The sequence below is a fragment of the Paraburkholderia sp. PGU19 genome (genome assembly GCF_013426915.1).
Taxonomy (GTDB): Bacteria; Pseudomonadota; Gammaproteobacteria; order Burkholderiales; family Burkholderiaceae; genus Paraburkholderia.
In genome coordinates this window covers 1,461,952-1,481,458 of sequence record NZ_AP023180.1, presented here as the reverse complement: position 1 = coordinate 1,481,458, position 19,507 = coordinate 1,461,952, and the positions used below count along the sequence as shown (strand labels likewise).

18 protein-coding genes are annotated in these 19,507 nt (G+C 62.4%); 6 read left to right on the top strand and 12 right to left on the bottom strand.

The features are described 5' to 3' along the window. The first annotated feature begins 16 nt into the window (after positions 1-16). Positions 17-1,210, top strand: a complete 1,194-nt coding sequence (locus tag H1204_RS24295; protein WP_180731101.1) for a glycosyltransferase family 4 protein — start codon at positions 17-19, stop codon at positions 1,208-1,210. A 17-nt stretch (positions 1,211-1,227) separates the two neighbouring features. Here the strand turns inward: H1204_RS24295 and H1204_RS24290 are convergent, their stop codons facing one another. Together H1204_RS24290 and H1204_RS24285 are read right to left on the bottom strand one after the other, a co-directional pair. Then, on the bottom strand, positions 1,228-1,854 hold the full coding sequence (locus H1204_RS24290) for a phosphatase PAP2 family protein (RefSeq protein ID WP_180731100.1): 627 nt from the start codon (positions 1,852-1,854) through the stop codon (positions 1,228-1,230). After that, positions 1,769-3,187, bottom strand: coding sequence for an O-antigen ligase family protein (locus H1204_RS24285; RefSeq protein WP_243468654.1), 1,419 nt, complete (start codon positions 3,185-3,187; stop codon positions 1,769-1,771). The genes H1204_RS24290 and H1204_RS24285 overlap by 86 nt, the downstream gene beginning before the upstream one ends. Positions 3,188-3,960: 773 nt before the next feature. Between H1204_RS24285 and H1204_RS24280 the strand changes: the two genes are divergently transcribed. The 5 genes from H1204_RS24280 to H1204_RS24260 all read left to right on the top strand — a co-directional run bounded on the left by H1204_RS24280 (position 3,961) and on the right by H1204_RS24260 (position 9,417). Further along, a complete protein-coding gene (locus tag H1204_RS24280) occupies positions 3,961-5,397 on the top strand; it encodes a mannose-1-phosphate guanylyltransferase/mannose-6-phosphate isomerase (RefSeq protein ID WP_180733294.1) in 1,437 nt (478 codons plus the stop codon). A 41-nt stretch (positions 5,398-5,438) separates the two neighbouring features. Next, a complete protein-coding gene (locus tag H1204_RS24275; protein ID WP_180731099.1) occupies positions 5,439-6,815 on the top strand; it encodes an undecaprenyl-phosphate glucose phosphotransferase in 1,377 nt (458 codons plus the stop codon). A 199-nt stretch (positions 6,816-7,014) separates the two neighbouring features. After that, the gene (locus tag H1204_RS24270; RefSeq protein ID WP_180731098.1) at positions 7,015-7,347 is read left to right on the top strand and encodes a hypothetical protein; all 333 of its coding nucleotides are present in this window, start codon (positions 7,015-7,017) and stop codon (positions 7,345-7,347) included. Positions 7,348-7,435: 88 nt separating this feature from the next. Continuing rightward, entirely contained in the window at positions 7,436-8,602 is a 1,167-nt protein-coding gene (locus tag H1204_RS24265) for a hypothetical protein (RefSeq protein WP_180731097.1), read from the top strand. Positions 8,603-9,135: 533 nt separating this feature from the next. Continuing rightward, a complete protein-coding gene (locus H1204_RS24260; protein ID WP_180733293.1) occupies positions 9,136-9,417 on the top strand; it encodes a hypothetical protein in 282 nt (93 codons plus the stop codon). On the opposite strand, the gene H1204_RS24255 is transcribed toward H1204_RS24260, so the two are convergent. The 10 genes from H1204_RS24255 to H1204_RS24210 form a co-directional block, all read right to left on the bottom strand. Then, positions 9,402-10,841 (bottom strand): CHASE2 domain-containing protein, encoded by a 1,440-nt coding sequence (locus H1204_RS24255; protein ID WP_243468653.1) that lies wholly within the window; start codon positions 10,839-10,841, stop codon positions 9,402-9,404. The genes H1204_RS24260 and H1204_RS24255 overlap by 16 nt on opposite strands. Before the next feature lie 92 nt (positions 10,842-10,933). Then, positions 10,934-11,551, bottom strand: a complete 618-nt coding sequence (locus H1204_RS24250; protein WP_180731095.1) for an OmpA family protein — start codon at positions 11,549-11,551, stop codon at positions 10,934-10,936. After that, the gene (locus H1204_RS24245; protein ID WP_180731094.1) at positions 11,548-12,012 is read right to left on the bottom strand and encodes a FecR domain-containing protein; all 465 of its coding nucleotides are present in this window, start codon (positions 12,010-12,012) and stop codon (positions 11,548-11,550) included. The genes H1204_RS24250 and H1204_RS24245 overlap by 4 nt, the downstream gene beginning before the upstream one ends. A 271-nt stretch (positions 12,013-12,283) precedes the next feature. Further along, complete coding sequence (locus tag H1204_RS24240; RefSeq protein ID WP_180731093.1) at positions 12,284-13,237, bottom strand: LysR family transcriptional regulator; 954 nt, start codon at positions 13,235-13,237, stop codon at positions 12,284-12,286. A gap of 95 nt (positions 13,238-13,332) precedes the next feature. Beyond that, entirely contained in the window at positions 13,333-14,880 is a 1,548-nt protein-coding gene (locus H1204_RS24235; protein WP_180731092.1) for an MFS transporter, read from the bottom strand. Between the two features lie 255 nt (positions 14,881-15,135). Then, positions 15,136-16,083: an NAD(+) diphosphatase gene (gene nudC, locus H1204_RS24230; RefSeq protein ID WP_180731091.1), complete on the bottom strand. Its 948-nt coding sequence runs from the start codon at positions 16,081-16,083 to the stop codon at positions 15,136-15,138. A gap of 105 nt (positions 16,084-16,188) precedes the next feature. After that, positions 16,189-17,760, bottom strand: coding sequence for a S8 family serine peptidase (locus tag H1204_RS24225; protein WP_180731090.1), 1,572 nt, complete (start codon positions 17,758-17,760; stop codon positions 16,189-16,191). A 71-nt stretch (positions 17,761-17,831) separates the two neighbouring features. Then, positions 17,832-18,113, bottom strand: a complete 282-nt coding sequence (locus H1204_RS24220; RefSeq protein ID WP_180731089.1) for a hypothetical protein — start codon at positions 18,111-18,113, stop codon at positions 17,832-17,834. A gap of 61 nt (positions 18,114-18,174) precedes the next feature. Further along, complete coding sequence (locus H1204_RS24215) at positions 18,175-19,182, bottom strand: alpha/beta hydrolase (protein WP_180731088.1); 1,008 nt, start codon at positions 19,180-19,182, stop codon at positions 18,175-18,177. A 63-nt stretch (positions 19,183-19,245) separates the two neighbouring features. Continuing rightward, positions 19,246-19,425, bottom strand: a complete 180-nt coding sequence (locus H1204_RS24210; protein WP_180731087.1) for a hypothetical protein — start codon at positions 19,423-19,425, stop codon at positions 19,246-19,248. Between the last annotated feature and the right edge of the window lie 82 nt (positions 19,426-19,507).

The window sequence follows — 19,507 nt, the reverse complement described above, 5'->3', positions numbered from 1 at the left end:
ACACAAGGAGGTCGCGTTGAAAGTTGCCATTGTTCATGACTGGTTGGTGGTATCGGGTGGTGCTGAGAAGGTACTGCAGAACATTATCGAGTGCTTCCCGAACGCGGACCTGTTTTCACTGGTCGATTTCATGGAGGACCGCGCATGCATAAAAGGCAAGCCGGTCCGCACTTCGTTCATTCAGCGCTTGCCGTTCGCGCGCAAACGCTACCGGGCGTATCTGCCCTTGATGCCGATTGCGATCGAACAGCTCGACCTGTCAGCCTACGACCTCGTCATTTCCAGTTCGCACGCGGTAGCGAAAGGCGTGCTGACAGGACCGAACCAGTTGCACGTCAGCTATGTGCATTCGCCGATACGCTACGCGTGGGATCTTCAGCATCAGTACCTGAGAGAGTCGCGTCTGACGGCGGGCGTCAAATCGGCGATGGCCCGTGTGCTGCTGCACTACATTCGTGGCTGGGATTCGCGCTCCGCGAATGGCGTCGACCATCTTCTTGCCAATTCGAAGTTCATTGCGCGCCGGATCAGAAAAGCCTATCAGCGCGATGCGACCGTCATCTACCCGCCCGTCGATCTCAGCCATATGCCGGTTCGTGAAGGAAAGGAGAACTTCTACGTCACGGCGTCTCGCATGGTGCCCTACAAGCGCATCGATCTGATCGTCAAGGCGTTCTCGCAGACGCCGGAGCGCAGACTGGTCGTGATCGGCGATGGGCCGGATATGAAGAAGGTGAAGGCTGCCGCGGGCGATAACGTCACGATCCTCGGCCATCAGCCGTTCGACGTGCTGGTCGATCATCTGCAGCGCGCGCGTGCCTTTGTGTTTGCGGCAGAAGAAGATTTCGGCATTTCGGTCGTCGAAGCGCAGGCGTGCGGGACACCCGTCGTCGCGTTTGGGCGGGGCGGAGCGTTGGAGTCGGTGCTCGGCTTGCCGCGCGAACGGCCCACGGGTGTATTCTTCCAGGAGCAGACGGCTGAATCGCTGCTGGAAGCTGTGGACAGGTTCGAAAAGTACTCCCGTCTGTTCGATGCGCGTCAGTGCCGCAAAAACGCGGAGCGCTTTTCGTCGGAGCGGTTCAAGACAGCGTTGACGTCATTCATCGAAGACCGGTTGCCGGATAGTCTCACCGATCCCGCGCATGCGTATGCCATTGAAGATGAAGTGTCATTGACGGACGAAGAGCGCGAGCGGCATCTGCTCGTCTGAAGCGCTTGCGCGGGCGCTTATCCGTGTTGCCCCGGTCGCGCGTGTGAAAGCGCGCAGACGAGCGCAGGCGTATTTTCTCTCAGCGCAGCAGAGTTCTCCTTGATGAGGTCCTGGAACGGCGCTGTATGCCCATAGGTCAACGTCGATACGGCTAACAGGCAAATCGTCGACCCTGCAGGCCGAAGCCGTCGAAATTCGACGCGAAGCGCGGTCCGCAGGAACGCCGCAGCGACGCTTGCACCGATTACCCAACCCACACAGACTTCGGCGATCGAGTGCGAATGTCCATGCACGCGCGAAGCCCCTGTCAGTGCGCCCAAAAGCAGACCAGCGGCGATGCCAGCGATGATGCCTGGATAAGCAGGGAACCGCCACCATCTCAATTGCAGCGCGAACGCGACGGCCCACACGGCCGTCGACAGCATCGTATGGCCGCTGATGACGCGAAAGTGCGCCAACGGCAGCGCAACCCCCCATGTGTAGTACAAGATCTTGGTCGCGCCGACGGGCAGCATGCCGCAACTCAGCGCGAGCGCCCAGCGCAATGCGAGCCTCACATCACTCATTGCAATCCAGATTGCGCACACGATGGCCACGGGCAACGTGACTGCGGCATCGCCGAGGTTGGAAAGGACTGTCCACATATCGGGCTATTCGTTTGGTTTCGTCTGGTTTACGAGCCCGGGATGCTGCGCCCGGTTGCCGTTGGATAAGCTTGCCCGCGGTGTCGATAAGGGGCTGCGCGTCCGGAACGCGGGCCCGTCCATATGCAGGATTCACCACGCGCACGGGTCGCGACGCGAGCAGCAGCGAAATCACGAGAGAAAGAATCAGAACATTTGACGGCGAGACCAGCCGATGTTCCGTCGCGGCCATGACGAGCAGACATACGGACGAAATCTCGACGAAGCGGAATGCCGCGAAGTTACGCCCGTGCTCGACCAATGCGCTGCGCGCGGCGCCATCCTGGCTCCATTTGACGAGCTTCCAGTAAAAACCCAGCATCAGCGCGAGGCCCACCACGCCGAGTTCAGCAAGGAAGTTCAGATACGAGTTGTGCGCGTGCGAGTCACTGTGTTCGACTATGATGTCGGAGGGCACGCCCAGCACGCCGAAATAGGAGACGACGTTGCGTATCTGGTCGTCGAATGAACCGAATCCCATGCCCACGATCGGGCTTTGGCGGAAATAGGCGAGCGCTCTTGGCCAGAGCCATTCATAGCGAATGTCCAGATTCGCGGTCTTGGCGTCCTGGTTCTGGATGCTGAAGGTGTAACCCATGTAGTCGACCGTGGAGCGCGTGTGATACATCGCCATCGCAAGGGACGCCACCACGAGGCATGAGATCAGCGTCGCGAGAATCACGCGTTTGCGTCCGAAGTACAGGTACGGGAGCACAGCGAAGGCGCCCAGCAGCGAGCCGCGGCTATATGTCGAGAAGAGCATCAGTCCGTTCAGCGCGATCAGCGCGAGCATGATCTTGCTGCGCCGCTGGAGATAGCAGGCCACGCCGAGGCAGAACAGCATCGCCAGAAAGCCGCCTGCCGCGTTACGGGCGATGAAGAAGCTGCCGAAGCTGTCGTCGGGATGCTTGAAGATGCTGAGCAAACCATTCTGCGCGAGATAGAGCGCGTAAGGCGGAATATTGATGACAACCGCAAACACGAAGAACGCGCGAAGCAGCTTGTTCATGTCCCAGCGATGCGCGTACAGACAGCCGGCAAAAATAGGCGCATAGGCGATGAAAAAATTGCCGTCGCGTCGGTAAAAATCGAATTCGGTCAGCGAGTGAGGGTCGTAGAGCAGTGTCGATACGAGCGCGAATAGCGTCAGTGCCGTCAGCGGCGCCATAAAAGACGGGTAGCTTCTGCCGAAAAAACGCCACGCGCAGAAGATGATCGGCAAAAATCCCACTGCGCTAAGCGGAATCAGATTGGTAACAGTCAGGAATAGCGCCAATACCGATATGTAAGCCATTTCGACTCTCGTGAAGAATAGAGTTGCACATCCGCTGGTGGAGGTGGCGCATGTCAATGGTGGATGCGTTTTGATCCGACATTGCGCGTGGCGAGTGATCGGATATGCCGATCACCCGCCAGAATGGAATTGCGACTTGCTATTGATGTGTGGTGTTCGCGTGTCCGGAGGATCACAGTGGCAGATGCCCCGCGAAACCGGGATAAGAAAACGAACACCTTCTACGCACAACGTAACACGATTACCCCTTCATTTCCAAGCTCGAATCGCTTCTCAAAAAATATAAAGCCGCCAGATATTAGCCATTATCAGAAAGGCTCTGCGTGACAGGCCATAACATCAACCGTTTGCGCCAGAGATGCTGTGTCGCAGTGCAACGTGTCTATCATTGATCTCAGGTCGAGTTGAATACGATGGCTGCGAGTCGTTGAATACGCCGTTGCCGGAACTTCGATCTTTCCTTCATCTTGCAAGGTTGCGCGAGCACGACGCGAGACGGGCGCCCTCCTAGGAGCCGCCTTTCATTCGCGGCCGGTGCGATCTGCGGCCATCACAATCCCGCGTCAATACCCGATAGATTCGCGCGCAAGGTGTGTAGATAAAAAGCCGGTGGTTGGGTCATATCAACGTCGCCCGGACAGCCATGGGCGCTGAGGACCGGACTTCCAGACTTCAATACCAGGGAGATTGAAGTGAACACACGAATTACACATGCCGAACAACAGAACGTCGCCGCTGCGGTTGCCGAAACGGCGACCCGTTGTCGACGCCTCGTGCAGGTCATTCTCGCAGGCGGGTCGGGCACGCGGCTCTGGCCCATATCGCGTGAGCAATATCCGAAGCAGCTGATCGATGTGGTCGGCGATCAATCGCTGCTACAGGCCACGATGAAGCGGATGGACGGCTTCACAAAGACGTGGGACGTCGCAGCGGAACCGGTGATCGTCTGCGGCGCTGAGCATTTCTACGCGACGTCCGAACAGGCGCGAGAGTGTGGCGTAAAGCCATGCGTCGTCGTCGAGCCGGCGCGGCGCGATACGGCGCCCGCGTTGACGCTGGCGGCGCTGGCTGCGTGTGCCGATGGCGACGATCCCATTCTGGTCGCGATGCCCGCCGATCACGCGATCGCAGACGTGCCCGCGTTGCATCGTGCCATCGAACTCGCGGCGCTCCACGCAGAGGAGGGCGAGATCGCCACGCTGGGCGTCCCGCCGACGAGCGCCGACACTGGCTTCGGCTATATCCGTCTCGGCGCGCAACTGGCGGATGGCGCGCATCGTATCGACCGCTTCGTCGAAAAGCCTGCTGCCGAACTGGCCGCGCAATACGTCGCATCGGGTGGCTATTGGTGGAACAGCGGCATGTTCGTGGTGCGCGCCTCAGTATGGCTTGCCGCGCTGAACGTATTCCAGCCGGACATGCACGCGGCGTGCATGCAGGCTCACGCGAGCGCGAAACGGGACGACGGGCAGATCGTTCCGGGCGCCGATGCATTCGAGCGCTGTCCGTCCGATTCGATCGACTATGCGGTGATGGAGCAACTCGGCAAGCCCATGTCGCCCTTCACGGCTGTCGTGGTGCCGCTCGAAGCCGGCTGGTCCGATCTCGGTTCATGGGATGCCGTGTGGCAGGCAATGGACAAGGATGAGTTCGGCAATGTGGCGAACGGCCGTGTGCTGATGGAAGGCGCAACGACTACTTATGCGCGCTCGCAGGGCGGCAGGCTTGTCGCGTGCGTGGGGACGAGCGATCTGGTCGTCGTCGAAACGGACGATGCCGTGCTCGTCGCGGACCGATCGCATGTGCAGGACGTCAAGGGGCTGGTGTCGCGTATCCGGCAGACGAACTCGCCGGAAGCCGATAACCATCGAAAAGTGCGGCGCCCGTGGGGCTTTTACGACTCGATCGATCACGGCGAGCGTTTTCAGGTCAAGCGCATCGTCGTGAGTCCGGGCGGGCGGCTGTCGTTGCAGATGCATCACCATCGCGCGGAGCACTGGATCGTCGTATGTGGCACCGCGCTCGTCACGCGCGGCGACGAGCAGTTCCTGCTGAGCGAGAACCAGTCGACTTATATTCCGATCGGCGTGCAGCACCGTCTCGAGAACCCCGGCCATGTGCCGCTGCAGATCATCGAGGTGCAATCCGGCGCGTATCTCGGCGAGGATGACATCGTGCGGTTCGATGACAAATACGGCCGCTGCAATTGAGCGGCCGTGGTGAACAAGTGCTTGCTTAAAGGGGGTGTGTGATGCGTGCATTGACAGGTCTGCTGGCGCGGCTATTCGACGTCGCGCTGATCGTGACGGGTGCGCTCGTGGCGTCGCAAATCCGCTTCGACGACGTTTCGCAGCGGGGGTTTTATCTCGCGTTCGTCGCGTTTGCTGCGGCGTTCTCGCTCGCCATATTTCCCACGCTCGGCGTGTATGAATCGTGGCGTGGGCGTTCGAAACGGGTATTGACGGGGCAAGTGGCATTAGGCTGGCTGATCGTGCAGGGATGCGCAATGGCCTTGATGTTCTCGCTGCACCGGATCGATGTTGTGTCGCGCCTGTGGTTCGTCTACTGGACGGCCATTTCGGGCAGCGCGCTCATTGCGAGCCGTCTTGTACTGCATAGCGTGATTGGACGCGCTCGCCATGCTGGAATGGATTTGCAGCCGGTTGCGATTGCTGCGTGTGGAGACCACTATAACGACATCATTCAAAAAATGGACGGTGCACCCGCATCCGGTTTCCGGCCGTGGGCGATCTACAATCTGCGGCCGGAGTCCAAATCGACGCCGCGTGTGCCGACGTTCTCCGAGCACAAGGCGTTTGCCCGATACGTGCGCGAGCAGAACATCGGCGAAGTATGGCTAGCGTTGCCATTGACGGAAGAACGCACGATCCTGAAGCTCGTCGACGAGTTCCGCAATGACCTGATCAACATTCGTTTCATGCCGGATGTGCGCGCGCTTGCGCTATTCGAAGGAAGCGTGACGAGTGTGCTGGATCAGCCGACGATCAATCTCGCCGCGTCGCCGCTCCCGCCGAACGCGATGATCAAGAAGGATCTGTTCGACCGCCTTTTCGCTCTTTGCGCGTTGCTCGCCATTTCGCCGATTCTTCTAGGCTGCGCGATCGCCGTGAAGCTGAGTTCGCGCGGGCCTGTGTTCTTCAGGCAGCAGCGCAAGGGCGCGGATGGCCGCGTGTTCACGATCTACAAGTTCCGCACGATGCGCCTGCATCAGCAGAAGGCGGGCGTGCTGGAGCAGGCCAAACGCGATGATCCGCGTATCACGCGCGTCGGGGCCTTTTTGCGGCGGACGAGTCTCGACGAATTGCCGCAATTCTTCAACGTGCTGTGCGGCGATATGTCGGTGGTTGGGCCGCGTCCGCATGCGCTGGAGCACGACGACCAGTACCAGTACGTAGTGTCCGGTTACATCCATCGCTACCGGATCAAACCGGGCATCACGGGCTGGGCGCAGATCAACGGATTCCGGGGCGAAACCGACCGCATCGAAAAGATGGAAGGGCGTGTCGAGCACGATCTGTACTACCTGCGCAACTGGTCTTTCGCTTTGGATCTGCGGATCATCCTCGCGACGATCTTCAAAGGCATTGCTCATCAGAACGCGTATTGAGTGCAGTCGCGTATTGCGCTTTATCGCGGCAGTCGAGGTCCCGTATTTCCCCCCAATGCAAGCAGGAACGGCTCAACGCCTTGTTTGAGCAGGTGCGCCATACATGACTCATGCAATTACGTTCAGGAAGTCTTCGGTTCACACGCAGCGCGCGCGGCCGCAAGAGGAAGATCAAGCCTCCGTTCATCAGGAGCGCGTCTTGAGCGAGCAGCTTTGGTGCGTTCATATCGAAGGGCTGGACGACTTCGTTGCGACGACGTCCCGGGAAGCCGCCGAGCGCGAGGCTGCGGCGATCAACGCCTACCTCGACAGCGCGAAGGAGAACGGGCAGGCCGTGACGCGCATCGTGCGCGCGTCGGCAACCGTGTGGCCGTTTACGCCAGCGAGCCACGCGCGCTCATTGGAGACCGACTGGCACGATCTGCAGCGCATGCCGCATCGCCAGGCGCAAACACGTCGTCGTGAAGGTCCGCTGTCGGCGCTGTTGCGTCGGCTCAGGGCATTCGTTAGCGGCACGCGGCAAGGCGGCTAGTACAAGCGCGACGCGCGCTCGCGCAGTTGGGCAATCACGAGATGCCGTGCAACGGCACGTTACTTCCATTACAGAGGTGGAGATCGACATGTCGTACGGCATCGTTTCACGGATCGTCACGGTTGGCGCCATTCTGATGCTGGCGAGTTGCGGCGGCGGAGGCGGGGGTGGATCGGGCAACTCGCCGGGCGCGCCAAGCGCGAACACGAGCCAGCCGACGCTGGCAAACGCGACCGCGCTCGTCGACGGCAGCAAGGTCGGTGACGACTATTGGCCCGCAGGATCGACGCAGACGGGCGGCACGGGCCAGCCTGTCAGCGGCCTGAATTGCGGCACGCGCGGCAATGTCTACACCTACTCGCATCTGTCGATCTATCTGAACGGCAGGCCGCTCGCGCTGCCCGCGAACATCGGCACCGTCGCGCCTACGATGGCCGCGCAAACGGGTTGCGCCTATCCGCTGCACACGGATGACGAAACGGGCAAGATCCGCATGGACGCGAGCTCGAATGCGTCGTACACGCTCGGCCAGTTCTTCGCGATCTGGGGTCAGCCGCTCACGTCGACGAACGTTGCGGGACTGACGTCGACGCCTATCACCGTCTACGTGAACAACGGTGGCCAGCTCAGCAAATATACGGGCGATCCCGCCAGTCTCGTGCTGCCCGCGCACGGCGAACTGTCCATAGAAATCGGCTCGCCGCTCGGACAGATTCCCACGTTCGCCTGGACCGATCCGCCGTCTTTCGATCCCAACCAGACGGTGCTGGCATACGGCGGCACCGTCGGCACCCCGCACTGGCAGAACGGCAACACGTCGACGGGCGGCACGGGCGCCGATGTCGACGGCCTGATCTGCGCGTCGGGCATGAGCGAGCTGTACCACGTGCATGCGCATCTGGCGATCGTCAGCGACGGCGAGTGGCTCGCGTTGCCCGCGAACGTTGGCATTGTCTCGCAGTGCAACTACGAGATGCACACGCACGATTCGACGGGGATCATTCACATCGAAACGCCGAATTTGAAGACTTTCACGCTCGGCCAGTTCTTCGATATCTGGGGGCAAACGCTGTCGAGCACGAACGTCGCGGGGGTAACGGGAACGGTCGTCGCGTACATCAATGACAACGGCGACGTGCGGCGCTATGAAGGCGATTTGCGCAGTATCGAGTTGATCTCGCATCGGGATATCACGCTGCAGATCGGCAAGCCGGTGAATACACTGGCGACGTATTCGTGGTACGAGCCGCAATAGGGCGTTGATTTTCAGCAAGTGCCTGATAGGGGCCGCGATATGCGCACGCATCGAGCGTCGCGTTTCGCGGCCCCATTGCATGCATCCTGTCGCGCGGCATCAGCGTGTCATTCAATGCTTCGTTAAAGATATCATCGGCTGCGATCACATTCTGTTGGGCGGCCGCGTACATCAAAATAAAGAACAGTTGGTCGCGGCCCGACAACGGCACGCCTTGCGAGCTGAACGGATTCGCTTTTCAATGCAGCAATACTCTTTGTTTTCAACTGCCTGACGGCAAGCGGCGGCAAATATAGCCCGGCTGGCACAAGCCCTGCATTGGTAGCCGCGGGCACAACGACGGCCAGTTTGGCGAGGCCGCCAAGGCGTCAACAGCATTGCTCAGATTCCTGGAAAGTGTTGTTCGTTTGAGCCTCTTTGGCAGCGTGCCGCACGACGGCCCTGCACATCGTCCCATCAACATTGAACACGACACGACGCAATGGACCTCGTCCTTGCGCGTCGATCCGTTCATTGATTTAATTGGAGTCCTTATGAAGTCGAAACTCATCATGACTTTGCTCATCGCAAGCTCGGCGTCGCTGGCAGCACCCGCTTTCGCAAGCGGTTACGGTCCTGCGCCTTACTATCGCCCGGACGTCGGCGCACCGGCTTCGCAGGCTGGCCAAAGCGCTCAAACACTGGCGGCGGAAGCAGCCCAGGCCAATGTGGCGGACCAACAGCGCGCCGGCGTCGGCGGCGACGAAACGATGACCACGCAGTCGGGCCGCCGCGCACCTGCCGATAGCCAGGGTCCGGTCTATCGCGGAAGCTGATCCGCAGATCGCGGAGCGCTGGCTCGCCGGCGCTTCGCTTCTCGCCTGGTTTGCACGCCCAGGTCGAGCAATGCGGTCGAAAAGAAGCAGCCCATCACCGCAGACAGGATGATGAAAATCGACGCTGCGTCGACAAGCAAGCCGAAGTATTTGAACAGCAGCAGGCAACTCGCCAGCAACAGCAGGTTGAGCAGCAAGCCGAGGACTGCGGACGCTTTCGGCACGGCCCGCACGAATGCCGCGAGACGCGAATCCGTACGCGGCAGATACCAGATGATCAGAATCCCGAATGCGAGGACGAAGATCGTCTCGGCCCACTTGAGCCAGACAGGGCGGCGCAGGAAGCGCCCGTCGAAAATCGTCTCGATGATCTGAGCCTGTATCTCGATGCCCGGCACCAGTTCGCCTAGCGCGGTCGTGCGCATGTCGGTGTTGCCTGTTCCCGTCAGCCCGACCAGCACCAGCTTGTTATGAAAGCGTTCGGGATCGACCTGGCCTTGCATGACTTCGCGTGCGGAGACGTAGCGATGCTGCGTCGAGCGTATCGACGCGAAATGCAGCCAGATGTCGCCGTCGGGCTGCGTCGGAACCTGGACGTCCGCGACGCCGACTGACTGCATGCCCGTCGTGTTTGCATACACATTGACGGCCGCCGAGCCTGTGACGACGCGCAGCATTTCGATAGGCATGCACGGCACGAGCTTGTCGCCCAACCCGAGGATGAGCGGTATGCGCCGGACGGTGCCCTGTTCGAGCGCGACGTTCAGCATCGCCTGTCCGTGCGCCGCCGCCTGCAACTCCGGCAGGCTCGCGAGCACGTAGTTGTACCGTTTCACCCGGTTCAGCGGATCGGCGCCATGCACGAGAATCGGCGCGCTGCGAAGGTCGGTGCTGGTGTCGAACGCGGGGTGATCGACGGCGGCGGCGCCGAGTATCGAAGGCGCCGCGCGCAGCGAGTTCGCGAGCGTGGTCTCGTGGCGAGGCAACGCGCGCAAGCCAGCCGCGAGCGCGGCGGCCGAGTCGGGCAGGTTGTCGGCTACCTTGTCGGGCGAGGTCTGATCGGCTTCCGGCATGTAGATGTCGAGACCGATCGCGAGCGGTTTTTGCGCCGCGATCGCATCGACGAGGTTCGCCAGCCGGTTGCGCGGCCACGGCCATTGACCGACGGCCGCGAGCGTCCTGTCGTCGATCGCGACGATGATCACGGGCTGCGAGGCGGGGACGCGTGGGAAACGGCGCTGGTAGTGATCGAATAGCAGTTGCCGCGCCGTGCCGAACGTATCGGGCACCATGTCGTCGAGCTTGTCGAGGAGCGCCGGTCGTGGGATCACGCCGGGCGATTCACTGTACAGATTCAGCAGACTCAGGCCGAGCAGCACCGCGAGCGCGACGGGGCGTCCTTGTCCCGCCCTCATCAGCTTCATGAAAAATACCAGCCATGAGTAGTCGCGAAAGCGTTTCATGTCGGCAGCGGCAGATCAATGCCCGTGACAGGCACAGTGACGGATCACCCGGATCACTGAATTGTAATGACGACGCGCCGATTCATCTGGTTAGGGACGCCGTCCGCCGTGTGCACGAGCGGCTCGCGCTTGCCGCGTCCCGCCGTTTCGATTTCTTTGGCCGGGATGCCCGCCTTGACGAGGAACTTCGCGACGGTCTGCGCGCGCTGCATCGACAGCTTGTCGTCGTATTCCTGCGACCCCGCCAGGTCCGTATGGCCCACGACGGTGAGATGCGGCGCGGGCCATGTCGCGAGCGCTGCTTTCAGTTGCTGGACGGTGGCGTTGGACTGCGGCGCGAGTTCCGTGGCCGAGTCGAACAGGAAGTTGATCGTGAAGGTTTTCGGACGCGGCGGTTGCGCGGCGAGCACGTCGCCATAGCGTGCTTCGACGTTGGCCGGAGTGGTCGCGGTCTGCTCGATCGCGCCGCCTTTCGCGACTTCGGCCGTCGAGTAAGGCTTGTCGATGACTTGCGTCTTGTTGCCGCTGCGCACGATGACGCTGCCGACCGTACCGTCCGGATCGGGTAGCAAGGTGATCTTGTCGGGCGTCGAGCTGCAGGCCGAAACGAGCGCCAGCGTCGCGCAGGTTGCGCACCATCTGAGCCTTCGGCGCTGTGCCGCGGGCTTCAATGCCCGTTCTCCCCGTCGCCGACCTCGATGATGAATTCGGTGCCGCGCACGCCGAGTGTCGTGGTCGGTGTGCTGAAACGCACCGCTTCCGGATGGGCCTTCGCCAGCTTGCCGTCGACGACCGCGAGCGATCCGCGCCGGATCGTCGCGTCGAGCGTGCCGTCATGGGTGGTGGTATCGAAGGCGAACTGGTTGAGTTCCAGCACCGAACTGGAGCCCTCGGAAAGCAGCGTATTGTCGCGCAGCGTGATGCCGACGGAAGACGCGGGGCCCGTCACGATGCGGTCGCTTTTGAACACCTCGCTGCCGACGGCGGCGTCCACGCTTTGCGCAGTGCGCTCGATATGAACGGAGCCTTTGACCGTCTTGACGACGCCGATCGAATCCGCGCCGAATGTGTCGATCGCGGCTGCGCATCCGCAGGCGAAAACCAGTACATAGTTGACGGCTTGCTTGTGCATGGATGACGACCGTGATGGCGGTTGGACGACGCGCGCCAAAGCGAACGCGGCGCGGGAGTAGCCGGCGCGGTTCGCGGTTATCTTCGGGAGAATAGCGTGCGGAGAGCGATCGTTCAGTGCGCTGCCGCGCATATCTCGCGATCAATGGCCGTGTTTCTGGCAGAAGACTTGCAGAGCTTCGAGCGCTTTTCGACACCCGAAACCCATTACGTCATATCAAATCGCAAAGCGCGAGCGCGAATCGTCTGCATCCGCTGCGAGGCCTCAGCGCTCACGCATCCGCGCGTGCCAGGCTCATGTCGTGGAGATTCGCTGCGGACGTGTTGAGCATCTGCGGAATTTCGTCCCTCAGAAACTCGACGAAGGTCTTGATCTTCGCGTCGAGATAACGGCGCGACGTGTAGAGCGCGTAAGCCGAGAGCGGCTGCAAATGGTAGTCCGGCAGCACGCGCATCAGCGATCCGTCGCGCAACGCCGACACGGCCGTCGACATCGGCACCGCGCCGATACCGATGCCTTCCTTCAATGCGACGGCAAGCCCGTCCGCCGAGTTGATGCGAAAACCGCCGGCCCGCAGATGCACGGTCTCGATGCCGTCCGGTCCTTCGAGCAACCAGCGGTCGGTGGGATAGACGGGGGAGACGAACTGGAAGCATGCGTGCTGCGTCAGTTCATGCACCTCGCGTGGCATGCCGTGCTCGCGCAAGTACGCTGGCGCCGCGCACAGCACGCTATGCACCGTGCCGAGCCGCTGCGCGACGAGGCTCGAATCGGGCAATTCGTCGACGCTCAACTGGACGCTCACGTCATACCCTTCGTCGATGATGTCGGGCATATGCTGCGACAGCGTCAATTCAATGGAAACGGACGGATAGCGCTGCCGGTAGCGGACGATAGCAGGCGTGACATAGGTTTGACCGAAGCTCGACGTTGCATGCACGCGCAACTGGCCGGTGGGACGGACCTGCGCATCGGCGGCCTCGGCTTCCGCCTGATCGACGAATGCGAGGATCTGCTCGCAGCGCTGCAGATAGCGATGCCCCGCTTCCGTCAGCACGACCTTGCGGGTGCTGCGGTTCAACAGACGCGTGCGCAGGTACGCTTCGAGCGACGAGACGGCGCGCGATACGGCGGGCACCGTGACGTTCAGGCGCTGGGCAGCGCCTGTAAAGCTACCTTCCTCCGCTACGCGAGCGAAGATCCGCATGTTGGTGAGAGTATCCACTGGTCAAACGCTCCACAGTGCGCGCCGCGCACCTTCTTCAAGCTTGCGCACTGCAAATCTGCAATCGATATTGTGACGCTTCGCAGAATACGCGATCAATCGATTTGCCGCTGGTAGAGCGCAAAGAGGCCGCCGCACAGGGCGATGACGATCAGGAAGTAAAAGCCGTCCAATGAACTCAGAAAGCTCGCCTGTTGCGAGACGACGCGGCTGATCTCGACGAGCGCGAGGCCCTTCGCGTCGCTAGCCGTGTGACCCAACCCTTCGAATGCGCGTGTCAGGCTCTCGAAGGAGTTCTGGAACACCGGATTGAACGGATTCACGAACTCGGTCAGGCGCGTCTCGTGCACGGCCTCACGGTGCTGTTCGAGAATGATGATCGTCGCTGTCGAGAACGAATAGGTCAGTTGCTTGACCATGTTCTTGAGGCGGTAACCGTGGTTGTACTCTTCGATCGCGAAGATGCGAAACGTTAGATTGGCGACGGGCAATACGATGAACACGAGCAGGAGGCCACGCAGCAGTAGCGGCGGCAACAGCCACGGCATGCTGACGTCGGGCGGCATGCTCGCCATCCAGGCGCCGATCAGCGCGGCGATCAGAAAGCCGGGGACGATCAGCCAGCGCTTGTGCTTGATGAGGGGCGAAACGCGGAAATAGACGAACGCGACGGCCAGCGATCCAAACGATGTGAGGCCGACCAGGCGCCCCGCGTTCTCGACAGGATATCGAAGTCCGCCTTCGAGAAAGCGCGAGACCAGATAGCTCATCGCATTGCTGATGTAGTAGAACATCACGTACAGCGCGATGCCCGTCTGGAATGTCCGTTCGCGCAACGCGTGAAGCCGCACGAGGGGATCGGGCTGATGCCATTGATGCCACGCGAACCAGCCGAGCGACAGCAATCCCGCCACCGTCAGTCCAACCAGCATGGGGGAACTGAAGAACAGTTCGAATCGAACCTGTTGCATCGCGATCTGCAACGCGCCCTGCGCGAACGCAAAGACCACATACGGCCAGAAGTGCGCTTCGCCGCGCGCTTCGGGAAGAAGCTTGCCCGCAGGCGGTACGACCAGCATCACGAGGAGCGCAAGGCCGACGGCCGCGAGCGTCGTGCAGGTGAAGAGTGCGCGCCAGCCGAACGAAGCGACCAGATAGCCGCCCGCGAGCGGCGCGAGCGCGCTCGCCAGCAGGATCATGCCAAGGAACGCGCGCACCGCTGAAGCCCGCCGCTGCGGCGGGAAGTTCGTCTGAATGAGAATGCGGCACGCGCTCATCATCGGGCCGATGAAATAGCCCTGCGCACCGCGCGCGAAGGCCAGTTCGATCGACGATTCGCTCAGCGCCGCCGCCGCCGAGGCCGCCGCGAACAACAACAGGCACCCGCCGATATAACGCCGGTAGCCGACCCGCTCGACCCACCATTGCTGCTGAAGAATGGCGAGCACGGAAGCGACGGCATACGCGCTCGACGACCACACGAGTTCATCCGTCGATGCATTGATGCCGCCCGCGATATAGCTGGTGAAGAACGAGAAGATCGTGTTGTCGAAATACTCGAGGCCGGTGGCGAGCGCGATGGCCCACGGGAAGACGTCCTCGCGAAACCGTCTGGCGACGAACGGCGTATGTGCGGCTGTCATGGCGGTTACGCGCCGCGGACGCCCGCGCTGCGATGCGACACCGCCGCAGTGCGCGTAGGGAGCGTGGCGCCGATCGTGATGGCGGTGGGAACTTCGGTGGACATGCGGGAAATGCTTCTGCCATACGGTCAGGAAGAGCTGAATTATACGTCAACGTGAACGTTCGCGTACAGGTTTGCTCGCGCCACGGGGTTCCGTGGACTGAGGGCTAGCTCATTTGCATCGAGGGTGTGAACGGCGAAGCGATGCGACAGGTCAACCGCGCAGCACAGCTTCGCCGTATTCGACATACGCGCGCAGCAGGTGATGCGCAATCGCGAACGGTTTTGGCGCCGACAGGTTATCCGCATGCGTGCCCGCGAGCATCGCGGCGACTTCGGCGCGGGTGAACCAGCGCGCGTCTTCGAGTTCGTTGGCGTCGATGACGATGTCCTTGCTGCTGGCGCGCGCGAAGCAGCCGATCATCAGCGACGAAGGAAACGGCCACGGTTGCGACGCGAAATAGACAACCTCCGCGCATGTCACGTGGGCTTCCTCATGCACTTCGCGGCGCACTGCGTCTTCGACGGTTTCGCCCGGTTCGACGAAACCTGCGAGCGCCGAGTACATGCCCGGCGCGAACTGACGCTGGCGTCCGAGCAGACAGCGCTCGCCGTCGATGGTCAGCATGATGACGACGGGGTCCACGCGCGGGAAATGGCGCGTGCCGCACGCGTCGCAGGTGCGTTGCCAGCCGGCCGCCGTCGCGCGGCTCGGTGCGCCGCAGTTCGCGCAGAAGCGATGGCGGCGGTGCCAGTCGAACATCGATTTGGCCTGGCCCAGCACGCCGAGCATTTCCTGCGCGACGAGGCCTTGCAAAGCGATCGAGCGCAGATCGATGCGATCGTGCAGTTTTTCTTGCGATTGCCCTTCGTCTTGCGCGAGACCGGATGCGAAGCCGAGCGCGAAACGTCCGCTGCCGTCGCTGTCCTGGCCGAGAAACACGCGTTGCAGCGGCTCGCCGAACGCGGCCGCCTCGCTCGCGACGAACCATGCGTCGTGTGTGTCGCCGCGCTTGAGCAAGGGAACGTCGCCATCGAAGACCAGAAAACGCGCGGCGGGAGCGTCGTGCAGACTGGCGATGAAGGTCTCGTCGTCGCGTTGTTCGGAGCGGCGGTCGAGCAGATTGAGATTGAAGCCGATGGAAGCGGAAGGGACGATCATTACGTTCGAATGTGGGCCTGGACGATCCGCAAGTATGGCACGGCGTCCTGCCTCGCGCAGACGGCTGGCCGTTCCGGGACGAACCGCCGTCTGCGCACGAAAGCGTCAGACCTGCTTCACGGCCGCGAGCGCATCGGCGAGTCCCGCGCCCGTCGCGCCGTCTTCTCCGATGCCCGCCGGCACGCCCACGCCCTTCGGATCGCTCGCCGGGTTCGCGTGGCCCTTCGTGACGTCGCGCGCGGTGCGGCGCAGGATCGCCTTGATGTCGCCCGGCGAGAGGTGCGGGTCCGCCTGCAACAGCAGCGCGCACAGGCCCGCCAGCTGCGGCGCGGCCGCCGACGTGCCGCTGAACACGCCCCAGCCGTCGTTGGGCGTGGTGCCGTCGAAGGCGGCGTTCTCGCGGTCGATCTCGCAACCGGCCGAAACGGGCAGCGAGATGTAGGTCGCGTGCGGCAGCATGCCGACCAGCCCGCAGACGTCGGGCACGCTACGGCCCGAGTAGATCAGGCTAGTGAACGCACTGGCGTAGTCCGATGCGCGCATCGCGCCGTGCTGATCGACGAACACGCCACCCGCCGAAATGATGTCGGGCATCTGACCGGGGAATGAATAGTGGCCGTTGCCCGCCGAGAAGACGATCACGATGCCGCGCTTCACCGCGGCCTGGATTTCCGCCTCCAGCGCGACGAGCCCGTTCGGCAGTGTTTTCAGCGGTGTGTTGCCGGGTCCGCGCAGGTCGTAGCCGAGGCTCACGGAGATCACCTGCGGATCGTGCTTGAGCGCCTCTTGCAAGCCTTCGAGCACGGATGCGCCGCTGGTCGGATCGGCTTCGTTGTCGAGCTTCACGCCGATGAAGGTCGCGCCCGGCGCGATCGCGAAGATGTTCGCGGATTCGCCCGTGCCGTGGCCGTTGCCGTCGCTGCCGCGATCGGTGGCGCCCGGCGCCAGCACGATCGACGACGAATAGCCGTGCGCCTTGAAATACGGATGGCCGTGAGCAAAGCCGCTATCGATCATCGCGATACGCACGCCTTTGCCCGTAATGCCTTGCTGGTGCACGGGCGTCGCGTTGAGCTTCAGCGCGAGGTCGGCGGGCGCGGCGAGATGAAAATAGGGCACGGCGGGCGGCGTCGCGGATGGCGCGGTGGCTTCGCGTGGCGTCTTCGTGGCGGGACGCTTCTTTGCTGCTGTCGTGGTCTTAGTCGCCTTCGTGCTCTTTGCCGCCTTTGCTGCTCTCGCCATGTAGATGTGCGGCCATTGGATATAGACGTCGTCGAGCAGCGACTTGATCGCGGGGTCCGGGTTCCATGGCGCGTTGTCGGGTGGATAGAGCACCGAGCTGAACTGCGCCGCCGACGCGCACGGCGCCTTCATGCGCTTGAGGCGCGTCTGGAACACCGCTTCGAATTGCGCACGCGTGCAACGCATCGACGCCGACAGCGAGCCGCGGCCCGTCAGCGTGAAGCCGCGCCGCGCGAGTTCGGCGAGCGCGAGGTCGGCCTGCGCGGGATCGGGGATGAACGAGGCGACCGTTTCGGTCGACATGCGTGCCCCGAACCTGGTCGGCCCGATGTCCTGGCCCGGCCGGTTGAACGTCACGGCAACACGGAGTTCTTCGTTGGCGGCGTCGCCGCGTGCGGGCCGCGCGGCCGCATCTTTGGGATCGTAGGCCTTCATCGTTTCTTCTCCTGTGTCGACGTGCGTTCGCGCGGTGGCGCTGACGCCGTCTCATGCAAGACGAATGCAGGTTAATCGAATGAAAGATGTTGCGGCGCTTCGCTGATCGAAGAGACGTACGGTTGGAGACTGCCCGGCACGGCGAGGGTTCCGCTCGTGCCGGAAGAACAGGAAAAAAGCTGGCGGAATGCGTCATCCGGCATACGCGCGGACAGCGTTGCATGGCCCTCACCGCTGATCTGCATGCCGAGCTGCTCGGCGGCGAGTCGGGCCGCTTCGCGTGCGGCGTCGGTGCGGCAGGGATCGTGCAGCAGAAGCTGCAGACGACGTACAGGGCAGGTTTCGTTCGACATCGCCACCTCCGGATGGGTCGCAACAGAACGTGCCGTTGTGCCTTCAAGAAGGCTTTTGATCTTACGCCTGCTGGTGCAATTGCGCTGCGTTCGCCGTCTGCCGGGGATGCGCTTGCGACTGCGTGATGAAACGGTTGATGGCCGTAGCCAGCGCATAGGGATACTGATACATCATCGCGTGACCGGCCGAGCGCACCACCAGCAATTGCGCATCGGGCAGCGTGCGGGCGAGCGCTTCGGCGTTCTGCTTCGACAGGATGGTGTCGTCGTCGCCTGTGAGGATCAGCGTGTCGGTGTGCAGGGTGCGCAGCGCGCCGGCGGCGGCATCGTCCTGTTCCCATGCACGCAGCAGCGCCGTCTGGCCCGCCGTGACGGTCGCGGAGATGGTCGGCGATGCGTAGCCGGCGGGCACGAACATGTTCTTGCGGAAACATTCGCCTGCCGCGTTCGAAGCCGATGGCGGAAAGAGGACCTTCATCACATCGTTGAACGTCGTGCCAGGCTTGCCGGATAGCGTGGCTTCGACATCGGGCGCGACAGGCGCGCCGAGGTGTCCCGGCGCGGGCGCGCTCATCAGCACGATGCGCTGCACGTTCGCGGGATGGTCGATCGCGAGCAGCGTGGCGACTGCACTGCCCATCGACCAGCCGAGCACCGTCACGTCGCGCAGCTTCAGCGTGTCGATCAGCGCGGAGAGGTCGCTTGCCATGTCCTGCACGGTGAAGCTCGACGCCGTCGGCAGCGAGCGGCCCACGCCGCGATTGTCGAAGACGATGACTTCATGATGTTTCGCGAGGTCCGCGAGAAAGGCCGCGTCCCATTCGGAGAGCGTCGCGCGAAAGCCCGTCTGCAGGACGATGGGACTGCCGTGGCCGAAGCGGTAATACGCGATGTCGCCTTGCGGCGTGTGCGCGATCTGCTCGCGAGTGGGCGGATCGTGGTCCGGGCGGTTCGCGACGACAGGGCAGGCGTTTTCGAGCGGATAGCTGACGGTCTTCGCGTCGACGGGTGCCGCGATGATGCCAGCGAGCAACGCGGCGAGCGGGACGATGGCATGCAGACGTTTCATGACGATGATCCTTTCGCGGCAGGCGCGTGGCGGCGCGCGATCACGTGTGTCGTTTCGCGTCGCTCACAGGAGATGCGAGATTTCCGCATGGCGAACCACGATGGGACGCCGGCTAGAAACACGCTCCGTTTGCCGCGTGAGCCAGTTGTCGATCTTTTCGGCGGCAATCGCGAGCAAAACCGAAACGATCATGACGCTCGCGCCGAGCGCGCAGAAGACGAGAAAGGGCGGGTGAAAGTCCATGGTGGCTCCTGATTGCCGTTGATGCTCGATGTCGTTGTTGCCAGTTCGGCGGTCTGGTCCTGGCTGGCTGTGACGACATCAT

What these genes read in the sequence shown, in the direction of transcription:
- H1204_RS24260 (WP_180733293.1), top strand. Translation starts at nt 9,136, where the DNA reads ATGAAGTCGAAACTCATCATGACTTTGCTCATCGCAAGCTCGGCGTCG.
- H1204_RS24255 (WP_243468653.1), bottom strand. Translation starts at nt 10,841, where the DNA reads ATGAAGCTGATGAGGGCGGGACAAGGACGCCCCGTCGCGCTCGCGGTG.
- H1204_RS24215 (WP_180731088.1), bottom strand. Translation starts at nt 19,182, where the DNA reads ATGAAACGTCTGCATGCCATCGTCCCGCTCGCCGCGTTGCTCGCTGGC.
- H1204_RS24245 (WP_180731094.1), bottom strand. Translation starts at nt 12,012, where the DNA reads ATGCACAAGCAAGCCGTCAACTATGTACTGGTTTTCGCCTGCGGATGC.
- H1204_RS24290 (WP_180731100.1), bottom strand. Translation starts at nt 1,854, where the DNA reads ATGTGGACAGTCCTTTCCAACCTCGGCGATGCCGCAGTCACGTTGCCC.
- nudC (WP_180731091.1), bottom strand. Translation starts at nt 16,083, where the DNA reads ATGATCGTCCCTTCCGCTTCCATCGGCTTCAATCTCAATCTGCTCGAC.
- H1204_RS24220 (WP_180731089.1), bottom strand. Translation starts at nt 18,113, where the DNA reads ATGTCGAACGAAACCTGCCCTGTACGTCGTCTGCAGCTTCTGCTGCAC.
- H1204_RS24225 (WP_180731090.1), bottom strand. Translation starts at nt 17,760, where the DNA reads ATGAAGGCCTACGATCCCAAAGATGCGGCCGCGCGGCCCGCACGCGGC.
- H1204_RS24265 (WP_180731097.1), top strand. Translation starts at nt 7,436, where the DNA reads ATGTCGTACGGCATCGTTTCACGGATCGTCACGGTTGGCGCCATTCTG.
- H1204_RS24210 (WP_180731087.1), bottom strand. Translation starts at nt 19,425, where the DNA reads ATGGACTTTCACCCGCCCTTTCTCGTCTTCTGCGCGCTCGGCGCGAGC.
- H1204_RS24285 (WP_243468654.1), bottom strand. Translation starts at nt 3,187, where the DNA reads ATGGCTTACATATCGGTATTGGCGCTATTCCTGACTGTTACCAATCTG.
- H1204_RS24235 (WP_180731092.1), bottom strand. Translation starts at nt 14,880, where the DNA reads ATGACAGCCGCACATACGCCGTTCGTCGCCAGACGGTTTCGCGAGGAC.
- H1204_RS24275 (WP_180731099.1), top strand. Translation starts at nt 5,439, where the DNA reads ATGCGTGCATTGACAGGTCTGCTGGCGCGGCTATTCGACGTCGCGCTG.